Raw genomic sequence first — 16,683 nt, 5'->3', positions numbered from 1 at the left:
GGTCGGACGAGGAAACCTGGTTGCGGGCGGCGGGAGTGCCTCTGACACTGTGGGGGTTTCAGTGACTCCCTCGAGGTCCTTATGACGATCTACTTCTACGGCGCCGACGAGGTCCCGTACGGATGCTTCTCGAACTTCTCCGATCACGGCTTCGACCTCGACGGGGTGTGGTGGCCAACTTCGGAGCACTACTTCCAGGCGCAGAAGTTTGCCGGTACCCGCCATGCCGATCTCGTACGGCGCGCTCGTACGCCATTGCGGGCGGCCGAGCTGGGTCGTGATGCGTCCAGGCCTCTGCGGAGGGACTGGGAGCGGGTCAAGGACGACGTGATGCGCCGTGCGGTGGCGGCCAAGTTCCGTGCTCACGGCGACATCTGCGAGGTGCTGCTGTCCACCGGTGACGAAGAGATCGTCGAGGACACCACTGCCGATCATTACTGGGGTCGTGGCAGGACCGGGACCGGCAAGAACATGCTCGGGAAGATCCTGATGCGCACTCGCACCCGACTCCGCGCCGAACTCGCCGAAGCTGACGACGGTGATGGCCGCCCCGGCCGACAACGGAGAACATGAGCGGTGCCGCGTGGAGCAGCCGTCGTAACCACCCGGTAGTCGGAGTCAGTGGAACCACGTAACTCTCCACGCAATTGAGCAGCAGCACGTCCGCGGAAAGCGTGCCGCCGCTTGCGGGCCTATACGATTTCGACCATGTCTGATTGATCGGTCGGGGTCGGCCGGAGGAGGAAGCGGTAATGGCGGGCGAAGTCGTCATGTGGCCGGCCAGAGCGTTTCCGCTTCGATCCGAGCAGGTGGAGACGGCGTATCGGACGTTGCGGAAAACGCTGGCTGCCGAGGTCGGCAGTGTCGACGCGGATGGCCTGGACACCTCCCTGGGGCCCGTCCCGGAGGACCTGGCCGATGCCGATGCCTTTGACGCATGGCCTGGGGGCCATCTGCCGCTTGAAGGGGTGGGACTTCGGCTGATGGCCGAGATCTTTCCCGGCAAAGACTCGGTCGAACTGACCGGCCGGATCGTGGTGCCCGAGAGGCAGGTCCGCATCGTCGACGGTGATGTCACGATCAACGGTGACCTCCTCCTGGAGGACGGAGCATGGGTCATGGTGCTGGGCAAGCTGACCGTCGCAGGGTCCCTCATCGCTCCGACAGACAGCTATTCCCTGGTGGCCGCGGGCAGTATCGAGTGTCGCGACGGGGTGACCGGCAGGACCATCATGGCGTTGCGGTCGATCCGCTGCCCCCGGCACGTTCTTCCTCAGTTCGGACCACCACGACTCGATCGCGCCCCTGTACACCGGTGGGGTGCTCGTCGACTCATGTGGCCGGCGCAATTCGACCGTGTCGACGTCGCCACACGGGTCACCGGCGGCATCGAGGAAATCGACTATGACGCCGCAGTGGATGCACTCGCCATTCCGGAACCTGCAAACGATGACGACTGGGACGACCTCGGCAGCATCTACACGGCGCAGCTGCTGGCCACTGTCAGCCATCTGCCGTCAACCGTCTGAGCAACTGGGTGGTTTCCAGGCCGGGTTGTCGGCGTATGCCGGTCAGGTCCGCTGCTGTTGCCCCGAGGAGGCACTTGATGGGTGCTCGTTCGTTCATGTTGGCGACACGGATACCGATGTCGTGCGACGGCTTCGACGAGTGGCTGCACACGCCCTTGCCAGGCCTCGACATCATCGAGAACCCGTCCGCGATGTACGCGGGGTGGGCCATCGATGGGGCCGCCGCCGCGAACTGGGACCTGACCGAGACCGCCGCCCACTACCCACAGGCAGTGGCCGCAATCCGGGCCGACCGGGACAAGACCCCCCTGCACCTGTTCGCCGCCCGCGCCGCCCAGGGCTTCAGCCTGCTCCGCCACCGTGACGAAGCGCTGGAGGCCTATCTGTACGACTACCACGGCGAGGAGACCAGCACCCAGACCGACCTGCTGATGCTGGCCGGCGCGGGCCGCTTCGCGCACCCCGGCGCCGAGGCGCCGGTCATGTACTGGGGCGGCGACATCCACCCCGGCCTCCCGATGCCCGGCGACGAGCCCCGGGCGATCATGCTCGTCACTCGCACCCGAGCCCGCTTCGTCGACACCTACCCGCTCGACACCCTGATCGCGAACCTGACCCCCATCGAGACCGACTTCATCACCGCGACCGACTACGGCGAGGACGAACCTCCGGCCCAGCCCTCCCCGGGCCTGCTCGACCCCGCGTTCCACGCCTACTTGAGCGCCGTGTCCACCGCGCACGCGTGTCGGCCCTCACTCCCCATGACAGACCAGTGATTCTCCGCAGGCCTGAAGTCGCCCATCAAAGGCTGTTGCGATACCGGATCACGAACTGCTGGAACGTGACCGTCACGGGACAATCCTGGGGTGACTGAAGTGGACGTGGTGCACGTTTTCCTCTCGCGCGGCCGGTTCTCCTCGTGTGAAGACATACGTGACTACGTCGATGAGACGTGGTCGGAGAACGGGGATGCGGAGCCGTCCGCTTTCATGGGTGAGGCCGCGATCGCCGAGCTCGACCGACGTGTGTCGAAGCCATCCATGCCCAGGACGACGGCCACCTCGTTCCGATTGCCCCTGAGGTGCTCCTTCGAGGGGCCTCGTACGCTGACCAGTGGCTGCCACACGTGCAGTCGACCGAGCCAGCCGACGCTGCGATCTGCGTCTTCGCCCCCAACGTGGTCGCCAACCCGCACGGCACCTCGCTGCACTACCTCGGCCGGTTCACCTATCGGGCCTGATGGCCTTCTCCCGGTGCGTCGCAGCCACGCGCTGACGGCGAACGACCTGCGCCGGCACAACACGCTCGCGCAGATTGCCGCCAGTTTCGGCATATCGGTCGGCACCCCTCAGCCCGACCCAGCGGACGGTGAACCAAGCTCTGTCAGCGGCACGAGCACCAGTTGTACGGAGCGTCGCGAGAGTGCAGTCCTGGCACGTCTTCTGTAAAAGTCCGCGTCAGCCCCAACCGCGTGACGGCCATCGCTGCGGCGATGACGGTCCTCCAGTTGCCAATGACGAGGGGTCTTTTGTTTCACAGCCAGACGAGTCGCCCTTCGGCGACCTCACAGACCGAATATCTTCCATCGGCGATCTTCGTCAGCATCTCCGCCACGGAGTCGAAATAGTCAGCCAGCGAGCCGTACTCGCCCGTGATCGTGGGCTCACCTACGACCCACCTGCCGACGCGCCCGTCCCGCGCGTCGATGAACTTTCCCGTCCAGCCGTCCTGGTCCGACAGGAACGGGATCCACTCGTTACGCCAGAACGGATTGTCCGGCTGGTCCGGAGGGTCGAATCCACCAGGCATGAAGTGGTTCGCGTAGAGCTTCTCCATCGCCCGTATCCCCAGAAAGAAGCTTGCTTCATCCGGGAACCCCGCGAAGCCGCAACATGCCACATCGGCGTCCACATCTTCCTCAGGAAGATCAAGACTGTTCTGCAGCAGCCACGCCCGCAGATCCTGAGGGAGGGGAACACCCATCCGTTCCTCGGCGGCCGCGAGCATCTGTTCCGTAGCGGGCCCCGGCAGATCCGCGTGATCGGCCGGCGCGTGCTGCCGAAGGAGATTCATCACGCGGGACCAGCTCTCCGCCACGCTCATTCTCATCTGCCCTCTCTACGCGGATGCCTCCAAATGACCGCGCCCCTACGAGAATTGCGGAGCGCCGACCGGAGAACCTCGCCGGGATGGTACTCCGAGCAGGCTTCCTGCCCTCACCCAAGACCGCCTTCCGGCCCGAAGCGCTACACCAGCCAGCCTGGCGAGGCCGTCGAGTACACCGGCCCAACGGCCCTGTTCCCGCGCCTTCTTGCCGAGTTCCTCTGAGGCTCCGGCCCAGTGGGCCGGAGCAGGCATCAGCCCCACCACCTGACGTCAGTCGCCAAGGCCGTCCGCACCCTGGAGCGGCGAGCCTCGAAACGCTGATTGACTACGGAAGTGCTCGGCGACGAGCGACCGAGGGACACGCAGTGCGTGTGTGGCTTCTACCGTGTGGTTCATGTCTGGTGATGAGACTGAGGGGATGGTTTTTCTGAGGGGCGTTTTTACGCGGATGGCGCACGACACGCAACCGGTGGACCTGATGTGCCTCTACCTGCTGCATGGCTCGGTCGAGCGGATCCCTGGACTGTTGGTTGACCGGGAGACGCTGTCGTTCAAGCATCTGAGTCAGCGAGTCCGTGCCGGGGACCACTGGACGTATGACGATGCCGACACGTTCTCGCTGCGCGTCAAGAAGAAGGTCCACGGACGGCTGTACGGCGCGGAGTTCAGAATCTACTTCATCGCCGGTGAGCCCTATGCCGACGCGGTGATTCCGTTCGGCGCCGCCGTCGACCTGCCCCGGTTCATGCACCACTTCCGTACGCACTACGCCTCGGCGGGCGCTCCTGGTGACTGGGACTTCGAGGTGTACACCGACGTGCGCGATCTCCGCGAGAGTGTCGTGCTGTTCGGCAACCACCGCGAAGTCTGGTTCCAGGTCAACCGCGGCCCGGTGACAACCGGCCGGAACAAACCACTTCCCTGGGCCCGGGGCCGACTGCTGACCGGCCGCCTGCAGGGCAACCAGTTCGGGGCGAACGCGGTACTGCACGCGGGAAGTGCGATGTTCCCCGACCGTCTTGACGTCGTCGAGGACACCTCGGCCGAGGCGCGGGCGTACCGGCGGTATGTAGGCAGGCTGCACAATCCTCTGCCTCTGCGGGTGGGACGGTCGGCCATCCCTGAGTTCGGCATGAGGACACGGCGATGACGTCAGCGCGAGGCCAGGGCGATGGGGAGCCCTTCCTCCACGCGCTGCAGCAGCCGGCCGCCGTGCACCTTCGGGGCGTCGAAGCCGCGCAGGTCGTCGGGGTCGTCGTCGCTGTCGGTGCACAGCACCTCGGCCACGAGGAGGGTCGCCGGGTCGACATCCTGGGCAAGGTCGAGGTAACCGGGCGCGATGACGGCGCCATGGAGGGTGCCGCCGATGAGGTCGGGGCTGAACTCGGCTGACAGGACGGTCACGGCGGCCTTCAGATCGCCGTGGATCATCACCAGCTTGTCGGTCATGTTCCCGACGAAGGCATCCACCGTGACATTGCCCGCCACGATGAGCTTCACATCCCCTTCGAGGTAGACGTTGGCGGCCTTCAGGTCGCCGAGGACCACGAGCGCCGGACAACCGTCGTCCACGTTGATGATGTTGCCCTCGACGGTCAGGTCACCGTCGACGACGACACCGGTGGCGGACGACCAGCCCTCCTCGTCCAAGTCGAGCAGGCCCCGGATCACGAGCGGGCCGGTGTGTATGTCGTAGGACTCGTCGTACAGGTTCTCGTACGACGACTCGGGCAGGGCCCGGCGTTCGAACAGTGCCACGGTCTCGGCCCAGTCGTGAAGAGTGCGTTCGTTCATAGACCGAAGCCTGTCACCCGGTCCGCTGTCGGCGGGTCGGTGGAACCACGTAATTCGCTACTGAGTTTCCTGCCGGGAAAGCTTCTGCGGGGGCGTCCGGAGCGAGGGTGCCTTGTACGGCAGACCGTATTCCGTTCGGTAAAGAGGTCGTGGGGCCCGGGCTCGGGAGGTACACACGTGTCGGATCATTGGGTCGAGGACGTGGTGGAGCAGTCCCACACGTCTCCTCGACGCCCGTCACTCGGTGGAGAACCAGCGGGTGCGGAACTGGATCGGCGCTCTGCACCGGGTTCAGGGCCGGTACGACTGCTCGTTCACGCACTTCCGGGTGATGGACATACTGCTCCGGCGGGGCTTCACCTTCCGCTTCCCGCCGGTCGAGCATCCCGACTACGGGGAACGTCGAGAAACGCTCGCCGCGTTGACCGAGTTCACGGCGCTGAGGGACGCGTGGCGTGTGCGGGACGTGGACGACGACTCCAGGAGCTCGCAGGGGCCTCCCTGCGTGTGTTCGGAGGGGAGTTCAGGGGCGGCTTCAGTCGAGGAAGGGGCGGATCCAGTCCGCGAACCGCTGTCCCCACTCCGCCTGCGCCGCCGCGAGGACTGCGTCTGGGTCCTGAGCCACCGGCAGGCCGAAGTGCCGCTCCAGCCAGGCCACGTACGCGTCGTGGCAGTCGGTGTGCCCTTCGTCCTCGTCGCGGTAGAAGTAGGCCTTCTCGTGTTCGACGCTGATCTCCTCGTCGAAGCCGAGGAGTTGGAACAGCTCCCGCACTCCTCGCGCCACGACGTGCTCTCCTCCCTCGTCCCCGAAGACGACCACGGGCAGGCTCGCCAGGTCCTCCCGGTCGTCGAGGCGCCACAACGCGTAGAAGGAGCCGCCAGCGGTGGCCTGCGCGAAGGGGATCAGACGGCCGGTGAATTCCGGGTCCTCCGACCAGGCTGACAGACCGGAGATATCCCCGTATTCGGTCAGGCCGAATCCCCGTGCGAAATTCTCGTAGCCGACCTCGTCCTGGAATTCCTTGAGCAGGTTGAGTTCTTCGACGGGTGAGTATGTAATGTGCACTGGATCTCCGAGGGAGCGAAGAAGGAGGGCAGGGAAACCGTGTCGGACACTTTTCTGGTAGCTGCCCGAATACCGATGTCACAAGAGGGTTTCGAGGCGTGACTGAGCACGCCGATACCGGATGTGAGCAGCAGGATCGCGAACCCGGCCGGCATGTTCGACGGGTGGGGCTGGAACGGTGAGCGTGCGGACCGGGAATGGGATTCTGTGAACCGAGGGGGGATCGCGTCCCGGGAATTCTTCTCCAAGATAATCGAGGACGCCTGTTCCGGTGAATCCCAGGACCGCCGCCTTGTGTTGTATCGCGAGAAAGTGCCGGAGGTTTATGTGTTCCACTTCGGCTATAAAGAGTGGAACCGAAGACCCGGTGTTGTTCTGGGCCGAGACCGGCGGCAGCCTCTGGGGCGCCGACGACGAGCGGTGGCTCGCGGTGCTGTCGGTCGGCGAGGACGGGGCGCGGTTCGTCTCCGAGCGGGATCTGACGGACACGGTGGCCGCTCTGCGGCCGGTCGAGAGCCGGTACTTCGACATGGTCGAGCGGCTGGGCGAGGAGGAGGAAGCCTGGGACTCGGAGTCCGAGCACGACTTCCACACGGACACGCCTCGCGAGCCTGCCTTTGTGGACCCCTCGTTCTGGCGGTGTAGTCGCTGCGGGGTCGCCCGCGACGCCACCCGGTGGGCGCGCTTCACCACGTCGCCCTCACCGACGCCCGCTGGAGCCGAGCGTGGCGGCGGCTCGGGCGCGGGCGGGGCCGCCGGGCTTGACGTCGGCGACGGAGTAACAGCGGCCGTCCTCGCCGACCAGGTGGGTGACGCCACCGCCGTAGCCGGTGGCGCTGATCACCAGTTCCCGGCAGACGCCAAGGACCGGTGGCGCGGCGTACCGCATCAGCCCGTCCCCCGGATCGCCGAGCTCCAGCGGGTAGCGGCGGTAGTTCTGCGGCAGCCGCAGCCCGTTGCGGGCCTCGAACCCGGCCGCCTCGGCCTCCGCAAACGGCACGAACGCCCCGCGCCACGCCTCACCGTCGCCCGGCCGCAACGCGTCCCACCGCGCGAGCAGATCACGTATCCGGGCCGGCCGCCGGTCGATCTGATCGCCGTCCAGCGGCCGCCGGGACACAGGCACCTCAACCACTTTGCATTCCCTCATTGTTGGAGCTGTGGAGCTGTCGGAGCTGTGGAAGCCCCGTCTTCAGCGGCGGCCCCTCTTGACCTTCAGTTGCTCGAAGCGCGGCCCATCGCCCTCCCTGACCCGCTGCCAGGCCCCGCGGTACAGGTCGGGGGCCGGTTCCGTCGGTACGAGCTGACCCACGCGGACCTCGGCCAGTTCGCCGTAGAGCGGCAGTTTCCACTTCTCCAGGGGCAGGCGCGGGGACGGCAGGGCCTCCCAGGCGCCCGGTAGGAACAGCGAGCGTCCGGCGCGGGTGCGGCTCGCTTCCACCACCAGGTCGGTGGCGGCCAGTTCGGTGCGGGCGGCCTTGAGGCGCGCGGGCTTCCAGCCGGTCCAGCGGGCCGTGTTGCGGTCGGTGGGGTCGGGCATCGCGAGGAGCATCAAGTAGAGGGCGGCGGTGTCCTCGCCGATGCCGTACGCACTGGCCACCTCGCTCACCAGCTCCGGCACGGACCGGGTGGGGTCCTGCGGATACCAGGTGCCATCCTTGCCGCGCTCCCCCGCGACCGGGTCGCCCGGGTCGGCGAGGAGGGCCGCGAAGCGCGGGGAGCGGGCGAGGCGCAGCGCCACCTCGGCCGGGAACAGGGCCCCGTCGTGTGCGAGGCGCAGCGCGGGCAGGTACGGGTCCTGGCCGTCCGCGTCGAGGAGGGCGACGTGCAGGGCGGGGGCGGGTCGGTCATCGTGGGTGGGCATGATGATCGCGCCGTACCGCTCGCATCCCGTGGCGATCTCGGCGGGCTGACCCGCCGCCTTGCGGAAGTCGGGCAGGTGGACGTAGTGGACGAGGTCGAGCAGCAGGCCGGGGTGGGCCAGGCGGTCCCGTATCGCGGCGAGGGCGGCGGGCAGCGCGGCGCGGATCGGGTCGCCGGCGGGCAGCCGGTGTGCCAGCCAGGCGGCCACGACGACCGAGTCGATCAGGGTGGCCGCGGTGAACCCGACGGCGTCCTCGTCGACCGGTCTGACCCGGTCCCCGGTGACCGCCCACTCCAAGTCCCGGCTCAACAAGGGCGCGGAGGCGGGGTCGAGCAGCGCGGCCAGCGTCGAGTGCTCGGCGTTCAGCACGCGCTGCGCCTCACCGAGCAGTGCCTCGGGGAGGATTCTGCGCTTGCCGACCTCGCTGTTCCAGACCTCCGCGGCGGCCGCCGTGTCGGGGCCGTCCGTCCACAGCCGGGCCGGGTCCGTGGGCAGCAGTGCGGCGACGACGGCCCTGAGGACCGGGGAGCCGGTCTTGCGCAGTTCGTCCTTGGCCAGAGCGGCGTCCGTCACCGTCACGCGGAGCACGGCTCGCGCCTCGGGGGCGAGGAACGACCGTTCATCGCTGTCCACCTGCGGCAGTCCGGCCACGATCAGCCGGGCCATGGTCGGGGTGACGCCGGTCAGCCGGGCGAACTCCTCAGCCGCCGCCGGGATCCATGGGGCCGGTCCGCGCTCGTCCACTTCGGCGAGGAACGCCGTGAGCCAGTCGGCCTGGCGGTCCTCGCCGACCATGTAGGTGGATTCGACGGTGAAGGGGGCGGGGGCCTCGAAACGGCCGGACGGGTCGTGGAAGAGCGCATCGAAGTCGCAGCCGTGCTTCTCGTGGCGCGAGGTGCACTTGGTCACCGCGAGGAACGCACCGCCGTCCAACGGCAGTACGCCGCTCCAACTTCCCTCGCGCCACTCGCCGTCCGGGGCGCGCAGATGACGCGCCTCGACGTGAAGGGAGACCAAGCGCCAGGGCCCTGTGGCCGAGCTCAGTCCGAGCGCATCGAACTCACGCAGCAGCATCACCAGGGCCTGTCGGTGCTCCGACGGGGTGGTGGGCGACGCGACCCGGAACGCCGTCGCCGTGAAGAAGTCGGCCAGGGGTTCCTCGGCCAGGTAGCCGCCGGGCAGTTCACGGCCCTCGATGAGCAGGCGTACGGCCTGGGCGGGCTCGTGGGCCACGCCTGCGGGCGGTGCGACGGGGCCACCGGCCGTCGCCGCGGCCGTAGCGGAATCACCGTCCGGCAGCGCGGACGTAACGGGGTCACCGGCCGCGAGCCATGCCCGTGTGAGGCCGTCGGCGGCGTGTACGGACGTCACGGGTACGTCGGCCGGGCGCAGCGCCCGCCGCAGTACCCGCAGCCGCCGGAAGACGTTGTCCCGGTCGGCCGTGTAGTGGTACCAGTTCCCACGGGAGCCGTCGAGGCCGCTGAGCGCCTCGCGCAGCAGCCGGTCGGACGGTCCGGCGGGGCCCTCCTCCTCGTGGACGCCTGAGAGTTCCTCGGTCAGCCGCGTCGCCGCCGCTTCAAGGGCCTTCTGCTGCTCCACGGCGTACCGCAGCACACCAGTGATACCCGCGCGGAGTACCTCGTCGGTGACCTCGGGCAGCAACTCCCGTACGGCGGCCTTGGGTTCAGGCGCCTTGAGCAGTGCTCGCGCCGTCTCCTCGGAGATCCGGCGCAGTGCCTCGGAGCCCCGCGTGTCCCGGGGCCGCAGGCAGTGCCAGTACCGCAGTGGCGGAAGGATGGGAGTGCCTGCCGCGAAGTCGCCCGGAGGGCCGTCCACCCTCGCGGAGGCGTTCAGGATTCCGTCCGGGTCGACGAGTTCGACGCGCCAGCCGTCCCCGACGACGGCCACAAGCCGGTCGGCACCCGGGAACCGCAGCGCGGCGTAGGGCATGTCCCGCTCCTCCGACACGGTGACCTGGCGGCCGGCCAGGTCCTCGCCGCGCCAGGAACCGTCGGGCAGGCGCACCGCACGCCAGCCGAGCAGCCCGTCCACCGGCACACCGGCGGGAGTGACCTCGGCGTAGGGGTAGGGAGCCAGCAAGCCCGGCAGCCGGGAGCCGTCCTCGCGGGGGTCGGCGAGGAAGGCGGGCACGCTCGGGCGGCCGAGCTGCCCGGTGACCGGGTCGTACTCCAACCACTCCCCTCCCCAGGCCCAGTACGAGGTGCCGTCCCCGATCAGACCCGCCTCGGCGGGCACGGTGGTGTCGCCTCGGTGCAGGACGCCGGCGCCGGTGCTCCGTCCGCCGCCCGGCAGGGGCAGGGTGGGGACACCGACACCCTCCAGGTACCAGTGAATCCGGGAGCCCCGAACAACACGGGTGCCCTGTAGGGACAGCACCCGGTCGGGGCTGTGGTGCCAGTACCCGCGCAGCCCGTAGTCGTGGGTGAGCCAGTGCACGAGCAGTTCACCGTCCACGAAGTGGAACCCGGGGTGACCGAAGGTGCCCTGATCCGGCAGCCGCAGGTCATGGGTGAGCACGGTGCCCTCGGGACCGATCACGCGGACCTGCGAGGCACCGGCGGTGATGAGATACGGCCACGCGTCGGCGACGTACAGATCCTCGACGTTCTGCCCGCGTACGAGGTCGCGGGCCGCCTCCTCCCAGGCGGGCCAGCCGAGTTCGTCGATCAGCCCGGCCCTGAGCGTGCGGGCGAGGAGCGGGGCGAGGTCGGTGGCGGCCACCTCCCGCATCGCGTCCCCGGCGAGCCTGAGGGCCTCGCCGGGGAGCCACTTCAGCCGGCTCATCGCCTCGGGGAGGTCGGGCAGCCCGGTGGCGGTCGAGCGGCGCGCCACCTCGCGCACCCAGTCGGCCAGCATCGGCCGGCCGCCGGGCGACTGGGCCAGGACCCGGATCGTGTCCAGGTCGTCCTCGTCGTCGCCGAAGGTGTCGGCGGCTTCGTGGAAGGCGGGCCGGAACCGCTCGTCGGCGGCGAAGGCGAGCAGGTCGCGCCGGTCCTCGCCCTTCGCCCAGCGCCGTAGTTCGATCCGGTGGTGGACACCGGCGGGCACGTCCAGGGTGAGCAGCAGATCCAGCAGGTCCAGATCGTGCCCCGCCTGCAACTCCCCTCCCGACTCGGCGAGTTCGGCGCGCAGACGGGCAGCGGAGAGTTCAGTGATCCGGTACAGGGCGGGAAGTTGTGTGGGCTCGTAGTAGTCCTGTGACCGCGCCTGGAACTCCAGGAAACGGGCGAACCAGCCGACGGTGCCGTCCTGCGGCCGCTCCTCGTCGGGCAGCGTGTCGTCCCAGAGCCCCGCGAGCGCCCCGGACTCTTCCAGGATGTCCATCCACAGCAGCAGTACGGTGCGGTCGCCGGAGTCGGGCATGACGTTCAGCAGCGTGCCGCGCACCTCCGGCTCTCGCCGGGCCAGCGCGATGACGGCCGCACGGTGGCTCTTCCACCAGCCCGGCGCCGCCTTCGCCGTGGCCGGCAGCACGAGCAGGTCGGCCAGATAGGCCTGCTCGACCTCGCCGCCGTCCGCACCGGCCGCAGCGGCCGCGCGGGCCAATCTGCGCACGTCGGTCGCCAGTTGGGCGGACGGTACGAGTCCGCCCGCAGTGCGCCGTACACACAACCGGGTGAAGCGCTCCAGGGCCTCGGCCGCCGGAAGCCGTGCGGCCAGTTCCTTGGCGTACCCCGACAGCGCGCTCGCCGTGAGCGCCCCGGCGAGGGCGAACTCCAGGAAGACGGCGTCCAGTCGCTCCTCGTCGACCATCAGCCCGTACTCGGCCTCGGCGTCGCGGGCCCGGCCGAACATCTGCGCCGCGTAGGTGGGGTTGTCCACGGACAGGAAGACGCGTCCGGCCTGTTCGTAGAAGGTGGGCAGGAAGTGCGGTACGGCGGCGGCCAGTTGGCGGGCGGTCTCCCGGTAGGCGTCCAGGGCGGTCTTCGGCCTGGTCTTCGCCTGGCGCGCGATCCTCTCCAACTCGGCGACGATGCCCAGCGCGTGCTGCCCGTCCTCGGGGTGGTGCACGAGCACCCACGCCGGGAAGCCGAGCGCTTTCCGCGCCCCCAGTCCGACCTCGACCGGTTCCGCGGCCGGTGCCAGACCGAGGTAACCGGCCGCCTGGTCCTCGGCCGCGCCCAGTTCCCCGGCGACCAGCCGCACCACCACACGGTCGTCCAGCCCCGGGTGCGTGTACGACCGTGCCGTCAGCGGTACCGCGCGCTCACCGGCACTCCGCGTGCCGCGCGGCAGCACCGCTCCGGCCGCCAGCAGTTCGTCGTACGACACCTGCGCTCCCCCGCTCACGCGCCCGTCCCCTCTTCGATCACGCGCCCGGCATACAGCGCCGCCGCCATCCGCATGCCCTCCGACCAGGCCACCGGGCCGACGTCGGTCGGCCGCAGTGTCCTGCCGTCCGGGTCGTGCCAGGACAGCGGGCCGGTGGACGCCTCGTAGTCCCAGGGCTCCCCGATCCACACCGCGGCCTCGACGGTGCGCTGCCCGTCGCGCACCCGGCAGACGGCCCGGGCGCCGGACACCCGATAGCCGAGGGAGGTAGCTCGCGCGGCCAGCGCGGAACGCGTCGGGAACCGCCCTCCGGCGAACTCCGAGACCGCCGTCACCCTGGCATCCAGGTCCGCCGGCCTGCGCCAGGTCGCCCGATGGAGCTGCTCGACGCGCTGCGCGATCCCCACCTCGGCCGCGAACTCGCGCAAGTCCTCCAGGTCCGGCAGCAGCACCGGGTGCGGAAGGCTCACGGTCTGCGGGGACAGCCGTACGGTCTCGCCATCGAGGTCGACCATGCGCAGCTCACCGGCCTCAGTGGCGTCCCTTAGGAAACCCACCTCGTCCGCGTTGTCGCCGACGACCACCAGGTCGCGCAGCACCGACCGCCAGGCCTCGTCCGGCCAGACGCGGGCGATCAGCTCCGTGGGTACCGGCAGCGACGACACCATCCATGTGTCCACCTGCGCCACGCAGGCGGCCGCGTGCCGTTCCAGCCACTCGGCGAACCGGCGCAGCCGCTCCACCTCCGGATGGTCCTTGAGCGCCTTGGGCAGCGACTTCAACTGCCGCCCCGCCGACCGGCCGGACGTGGCCCTGGCCGCCACCCGGCCTTCCACCAGGGCGATTTCATACGCGTCGCCCGCCGCCAGCCAGCCCACCGGCCCCGCCTTCCGCCTCAAAAGAGCTCGAATCGTCACACCGTGCGCCGGGATCCGACACTCGGTGTGACGATGAGCGGAACGCTAGGAGCAGCCACTGACAATCGCCCGGGCGAATCTCTCCGGCGTACATCGAGTCAAGCCCTGTGACCTGGGGCGACGCATCCGGGGAACCACGTAATCGCGGTACGTACTACCGACCGGTCACCAGCACCCCCATCCGCTCCCAGGGCTCGTTCAGTTCACCCCGCCGATCACGCCCTTGCCCTCCGCCGCTGCCGAGGCGTAGAACGGGCCCAGCTCCACGAAGCGCGCCCAGCCCTCCGCCACCAGTCCCTTCGCGACCTCGCGGACCTCGTCCGGGGCCAGGACGAACACGGGGCCGTACCCGACCTCGTACTCCTCGACGACCTCACAACCGTGACCGGTCGCCCGCGCCAGCCACGGGTAGACGGGTCTCCAGTCCGACTCCCCCTCCTCGACCTCCGCACGGCCTTCGGCGGTGTCGCCGAGCGCGCGGAAGTCCTCGCCGTGGGAGTCCGCCCCGGGACGGAAGCCGTGAGGGACAAGCGCGGGGTCGTTGCCGCCCTTCCCGCCGGAGAAGAGCGCGTCGATCAGTGCGGGGCTCTGGCGTGCTTCCGCCAGCACAGGGGGTGCGATCTTCGCCAAGGTCAACCACAGGGACATGGGCGTGTACGTTCCTCTCGGGCTTCGAGTGCGCGAACGATAGCCCCAGCCCCGCGTCTTCAGCCGAGCGTATGGCCTCCGTGAGCCGACCGGTGCTGCCGGGCTCGCCGGATACGGTTGAACCCGAGAATCACCCTCAGCCATCAGGGAGTTCCGCTGCTACGTCCACCTTGGGTGTTCACCGCCGATTTCCCGGCCACCGCTCTGGACGGGTACGAGGACACCGTCTGCGTCGCTTTCAACTCCGGTGAGCTGGTGGCACTGCGCGCGTCGGACGGGACGGTGCTGTGGCGGCAGCGACGGGATGTCGGCGGTCGGCCCGTGGTGCCGCTGTCGCTCACGCTCACCTGATGCCGCATCCGACGCAGACATTCAGTCGGACCTGCGTTCGGTACGTTGATCAGGTAGATCGGCGACAGGGGTAACCAGGATGCGGCCGCAGGCCTCCGAGGTGTTTCAGCGTGCCGCCGGCCGCCTGGCCGGACCGGACGTCAGTCTCCACGGCGCCGCGTTGCGGGAGTTGGAGGCACTGGCCCTGGCTCATCCCGCGCAGCGACAACACGTGGCCGACGCCGTCTGCCGCTATCTGCGTAGCCCGGTCGTGCGGGCTGCCGACGGTTGCGTGGGAGTGCGGGCGGCGGCCGCGATGATCGCCGCCCTGGCACGTCGGCATCCGGACACCGATCAGGTCCCGGCCGACGCAGCGGCCGATGCCGGGTGCGGTGCCGACTGCGAGGACTGCCTCGACATCGACCTGACCGGCGCCGTACTGCCGGACGTCGACTTCAGCGGCTGCCGTTTCGGCCGGGCCGGCTTCGCGGACGCCCACTTCCACGGGGCGTGCGTGTTCGACGGCACCCGTTTCAGCAGGGAGGCACTGTTCCAGAGGGCAGTCTTCGACAACGACGCGCGTTTCGCGGGCGCACGGTTCGGCGAAACGGCCGTGTTCGGGCGTACGAGGTTCCGGGCGGCCGCCGATTTCTCGGGCGCCCGCTTCCAGGGGATCGCCTGGTTCGGCCGGGGCGAGGAGGACCTCCCCGAGGACGAACCGGCGTGGGAGGAGGCCGAGGCATGGCGTCCCGTCGCCTGGGAGGAAGTCAACGAGGACGACCCACTCTGGCCCTTGGCCGTACTGGAGGGCGACTACCAGGACTGGGAGGAGGGCGGCGACGGAGCACGCTTCAACGGCCGCGTGTCGTTCACGGACGCATGGTTCGAGGGGGCCGCCTGGTTCTGGAAGGCGCGCTTCGGCAGCGAGGCGCTCTTCAAGCAGGCCGTCTTCGGTGGACGGGTCCACCTCTTGCAGCCCGCAGCCGACCTCACCGACGCCAGACTCTCCGCCACCGCCCGTCCCGAAGAGCAGGTCTGGCCCCTCGGCTGGACAGCGACCACGCCGGGAACCGGTGACGGGAGCGACGCGCGCCTGATTCCTGACGAGTCCGTTACGCCGTATCACGGTCAGCTCGCCGACCCCGACCCCGACGCACGCCTCACCGGGCTGCGCGTCCTCGGAGAACTCGGGGACGCTGAGCCCGAGCTCAGGCAGCGTGTGGTGGACACCGTCTGCGCGTATCTGCGGGTGCCGCTGGCCTTCGACATCTCTGCCGACGTCTTCGCGCTCACCCCCTCCCAGTTCGCCGAAGTACGAACGCGGCGGGAGGCTCAGCGGCTGCTCACGAACCGCACGCGCCCGGCCGCCGACCGGCCGATCTGGGAGGACATTCAGCTGCGGCTCTCCGGAGCCACACTGATCGACTTCGACGCGAGCGGATGTCGCCTGGCCCACGCGGACTTCACCGGTACGCAGTTCCACGGGCGCACGACGTTCGCGGGCGCATCGTTCGGCGACGTGTCGTTCAGCCTGCCCTACGCGCGCGAGGGTCGCGCCTCCTTCCACGGCCCGGTCGATTTCTCGGACGCCCAACTCTCCCGCTGGACGCTGCGGCACTGCCTCTTCCACACAGACGACTCCGTACGCGCGACCGGAACCGCTCAGGACCTGGTCCGGATGCTGCTGGGAGCCAGGGACACCACGGCCCCCACCGACATCACGACCGGATTCCGGAAGGCGCTGCTGACAGCCGGCTCGGAGACCCCCGACAATCTCGCCTGCGCCCAGCTCCTGGAGTACGGCACGGTGCCGGGACCCCCGCACGCCCCTGAGCGGGAGAGGTCAGGAGTGAAGATCACCGGCACCGACATCCTCGTCTCCGACCTGGCGTGGCGTATCGAGGACACCCCCATCCCGGCCTCCGTCGCCGACGACCATCCCGAACTCACCGCCGAGCAGTGGTCTGCCGCCACCCGCGTCATCACCCTCCTCCTGGGCGCACTCGAAGCGGACTGACCGACGGACCGCACGGCTGACGCAACGCGGGGTACTGCGCGGATGACGCGGGTGTCGCCGCGGCCATCGACCCACCAAAACTGAGGCTGCCCGTCATGGCGCTGCTCGGCAACGTCGGA

At 69.3% G+C, this 16,683-nt stretch carries 12 protein-coding genes and 1 pseudogene; 6 read left to right on the top strand and 7 right to left on the bottom strand.

All coding sequences use genetic code 11. The features are described 5' to 3' along the window. Positions 1-81: 81 nt before the first annotated feature. The 3 genes from ybiA (at position 82) to ABKA17_RS43335 (ending at position 2,305) form a co-directional block, all read left to right on the top strand. Positions 82-573, top strand: coding sequence for a riboflavin biosynthesis intermediates N-glycosidase (ybiA, locus tag ABKA17_RS43345; protein WP_353697934.1), 492 nt, complete (start codon positions 82-84; stop codon positions 571-573). A 179-nt stretch (positions 574-752) separates the two neighbouring features. Continuing rightward, on the top strand, positions 753-1,529 hold the full coding sequence (locus ABKA17_RS43340) for a hypothetical protein (protein WP_353697933.1): 777 nt from the start codon (positions 753-755) through the stop codon (positions 1,527-1,529). Positions 1,530-1,606: 77 nt separating this feature from the next. Then, positions 1,607-2,305, top strand: a complete 699-nt coding sequence (locus ABKA17_RS43335) for a hypothetical protein (protein WP_353697932.1) — start codon at positions 1,607-1,609, stop codon at positions 2,303-2,305. Between the two features lie 757 nt (positions 2,306-3,062). On the opposite strand, the gene ABKA17_RS43330 is transcribed toward ABKA17_RS43335, so the two are convergent. Then, positions 3,063-3,632, bottom strand: a complete 570-nt coding sequence (locus ABKA17_RS43330; RefSeq protein ID WP_353697931.1) for an SMI1/KNR4 family protein — start codon at positions 3,630-3,632, stop codon at positions 3,063-3,065. Between the two features lie 397 nt (positions 3,633-4,029). On the opposite strand from ABKA17_RS43330, the gene ABKA17_RS43325 reads away from it, so the two are divergent. After that, positions 4,030-4,785, top strand: coding sequence for a hypothetical protein (locus ABKA17_RS43325; protein WP_353697930.1), 756 nt, complete (start codon positions 4,030-4,032; stop codon positions 4,783-4,785). A 2-nt stretch (positions 4,786-4,787) separates the two neighbouring features. Here ABKA17_RS43325 and ABKA17_RS43320 read toward each other — a convergent pair whose 3' ends face one another. The 6 genes and pseudogenes from ABKA17_RS43320 to ABKA17_RS43295 form a co-directional block, all read right to left on the bottom strand. Continuing rightward, positions 4,788-5,429, bottom strand: coding sequence for a hypothetical protein (locus ABKA17_RS43320; protein WP_353697929.1), 642 nt, complete (start codon positions 5,427-5,429; stop codon positions 4,788-4,790). A 535-nt stretch (positions 5,430-5,964) separates the two neighbouring features. Next, positions 5,965-6,495 (bottom strand): hypothetical protein, encoded by a 531-nt coding sequence (locus tag ABKA17_RS43315; protein WP_353697928.1) that lies wholly within the window; start codon positions 6,493-6,495, stop codon positions 5,965-5,967. Between the two features lie 724 nt (positions 6,496-7,219). Further along, positions 7,220-7,645: pseudogene (locus ABKA17_RS43310) on the bottom strand (hypothetical protein); the annotation flags it as partial. A gap of 42 nt (positions 7,646-7,687) precedes the next feature. After that, on the bottom strand, positions 7,688-12,670 hold the full coding sequence (locus ABKA17_RS43305) for a DNA-binding protein (RefSeq protein ID WP_353697927.1): 4,983 nt from the start codon (positions 12,668-12,670) through the stop codon (positions 7,688-7,690). After that, entirely contained in the window at positions 12,667-13,530 is an 864-nt protein-coding gene (locus tag ABKA17_RS43300) for a DUF4132 domain-containing protein (RefSeq protein WP_353697926.1), read from the bottom strand. The genes ABKA17_RS43305 and ABKA17_RS43300 overlap by 4 nt, the downstream gene beginning before the upstream one ends. A 237-nt stretch (positions 13,531-13,767) precedes the next feature. Continuing rightward, complete coding sequence (locus ABKA17_RS43295; protein WP_353697925.1) at positions 13,768-14,217, bottom strand: hypothetical protein; 450 nt, start codon at positions 14,215-14,217, stop codon at positions 13,768-13,770. A 174-nt stretch (positions 14,218-14,391) separates the two neighbouring features. Between ABKA17_RS43295 and ABKA17_RS43290 the strand changes: the two genes are divergently transcribed. Together ABKA17_RS43290 and ABKA17_RS43285 are read left to right on the top strand one after the other, a co-directional pair. Continuing rightward, entirely contained in the window at positions 14,392-14,568 is a 177-nt protein-coding gene (locus ABKA17_RS43290; protein ID WP_353697924.1) for a hypothetical protein, read from the top strand. 79 nt (positions 14,569-14,647) lie between these two features. Continuing rightward, complete coding sequence (locus ABKA17_RS43285) at positions 14,648-16,564, top strand: pentapeptide repeat-containing protein (protein ID WP_353697923.1); 1,917 nt, start codon at positions 14,648-14,650, stop codon at positions 16,562-16,564. Positions 16,565-16,683 lie beyond the last annotated feature (119 nt).

Origin of the sequence: Streptomyces sp. RG80, from assembly GCF_040446465.1 — a bacterium.
Lineage (GTDB): Bacteria > Actinomycetota > Actinomycetes > Streptomycetales > Streptomycetaceae > Streptomyces.
This window is presented reverse-complemented; position numbering and strand designations above follow the sequence as displayed.

Excerpts from the sequence above, each read along its gene's own strand:
- ybiA (WP_353697934.1), top strand. The coding sequence starts at position 82 with ATGACGATCTACTTCTACGGCGCCGACGAGGTCCCGTACGGATGCTTC.
- ABKA17_RS43340 (WP_353697933.1), top strand. The coding sequence starts at position 753 with ATGGCGGGCGAAGTCGTCATGTGGCCGGCCAGAGCGTTTCCGCTTCGA.
- ABKA17_RS43335 (WP_353697932.1), top strand. The coding sequence starts at position 1,607 with ATGGGTGCTCGTTCGTTCATGTTGGCGACACGGATACCGATGTCGTGC.
- ABKA17_RS43330 (WP_353697931.1), bottom strand. The coding sequence starts at position 3,632 with ATGAGCGTGGCGGAGAGCTGGTCCCGCGTGATGAATCTCCTTCGGCAG.
- ABKA17_RS43325 (WP_353697930.1), top strand. The coding sequence starts at position 4,030 with ATGTCTGGTGATGAGACTGAGGGGATGGTTTTTCTGAGGGGCGTTTTT.
- ABKA17_RS43320 (WP_353697929.1), bottom strand. The coding sequence starts at position 5,429 with ATGAACGAACGCACTCTTCACGACTGGGCCGAGACCGTGGCACTGTTC.
- ABKA17_RS43295 (WP_353697925.1), bottom strand. The coding sequence starts at position 14,217 with ATGTCCCTGTGGTTGACCTTGGCGAAGATCGCACCCCCTGTGCTGGCG.
- ABKA17_RS43285 (WP_353697923.1), top strand. The coding sequence starts at position 14,648 with ATGCGGCCGCAGGCCTCCGAGGTGTTTCAGCGTGCCGCCGGCCGCCTG.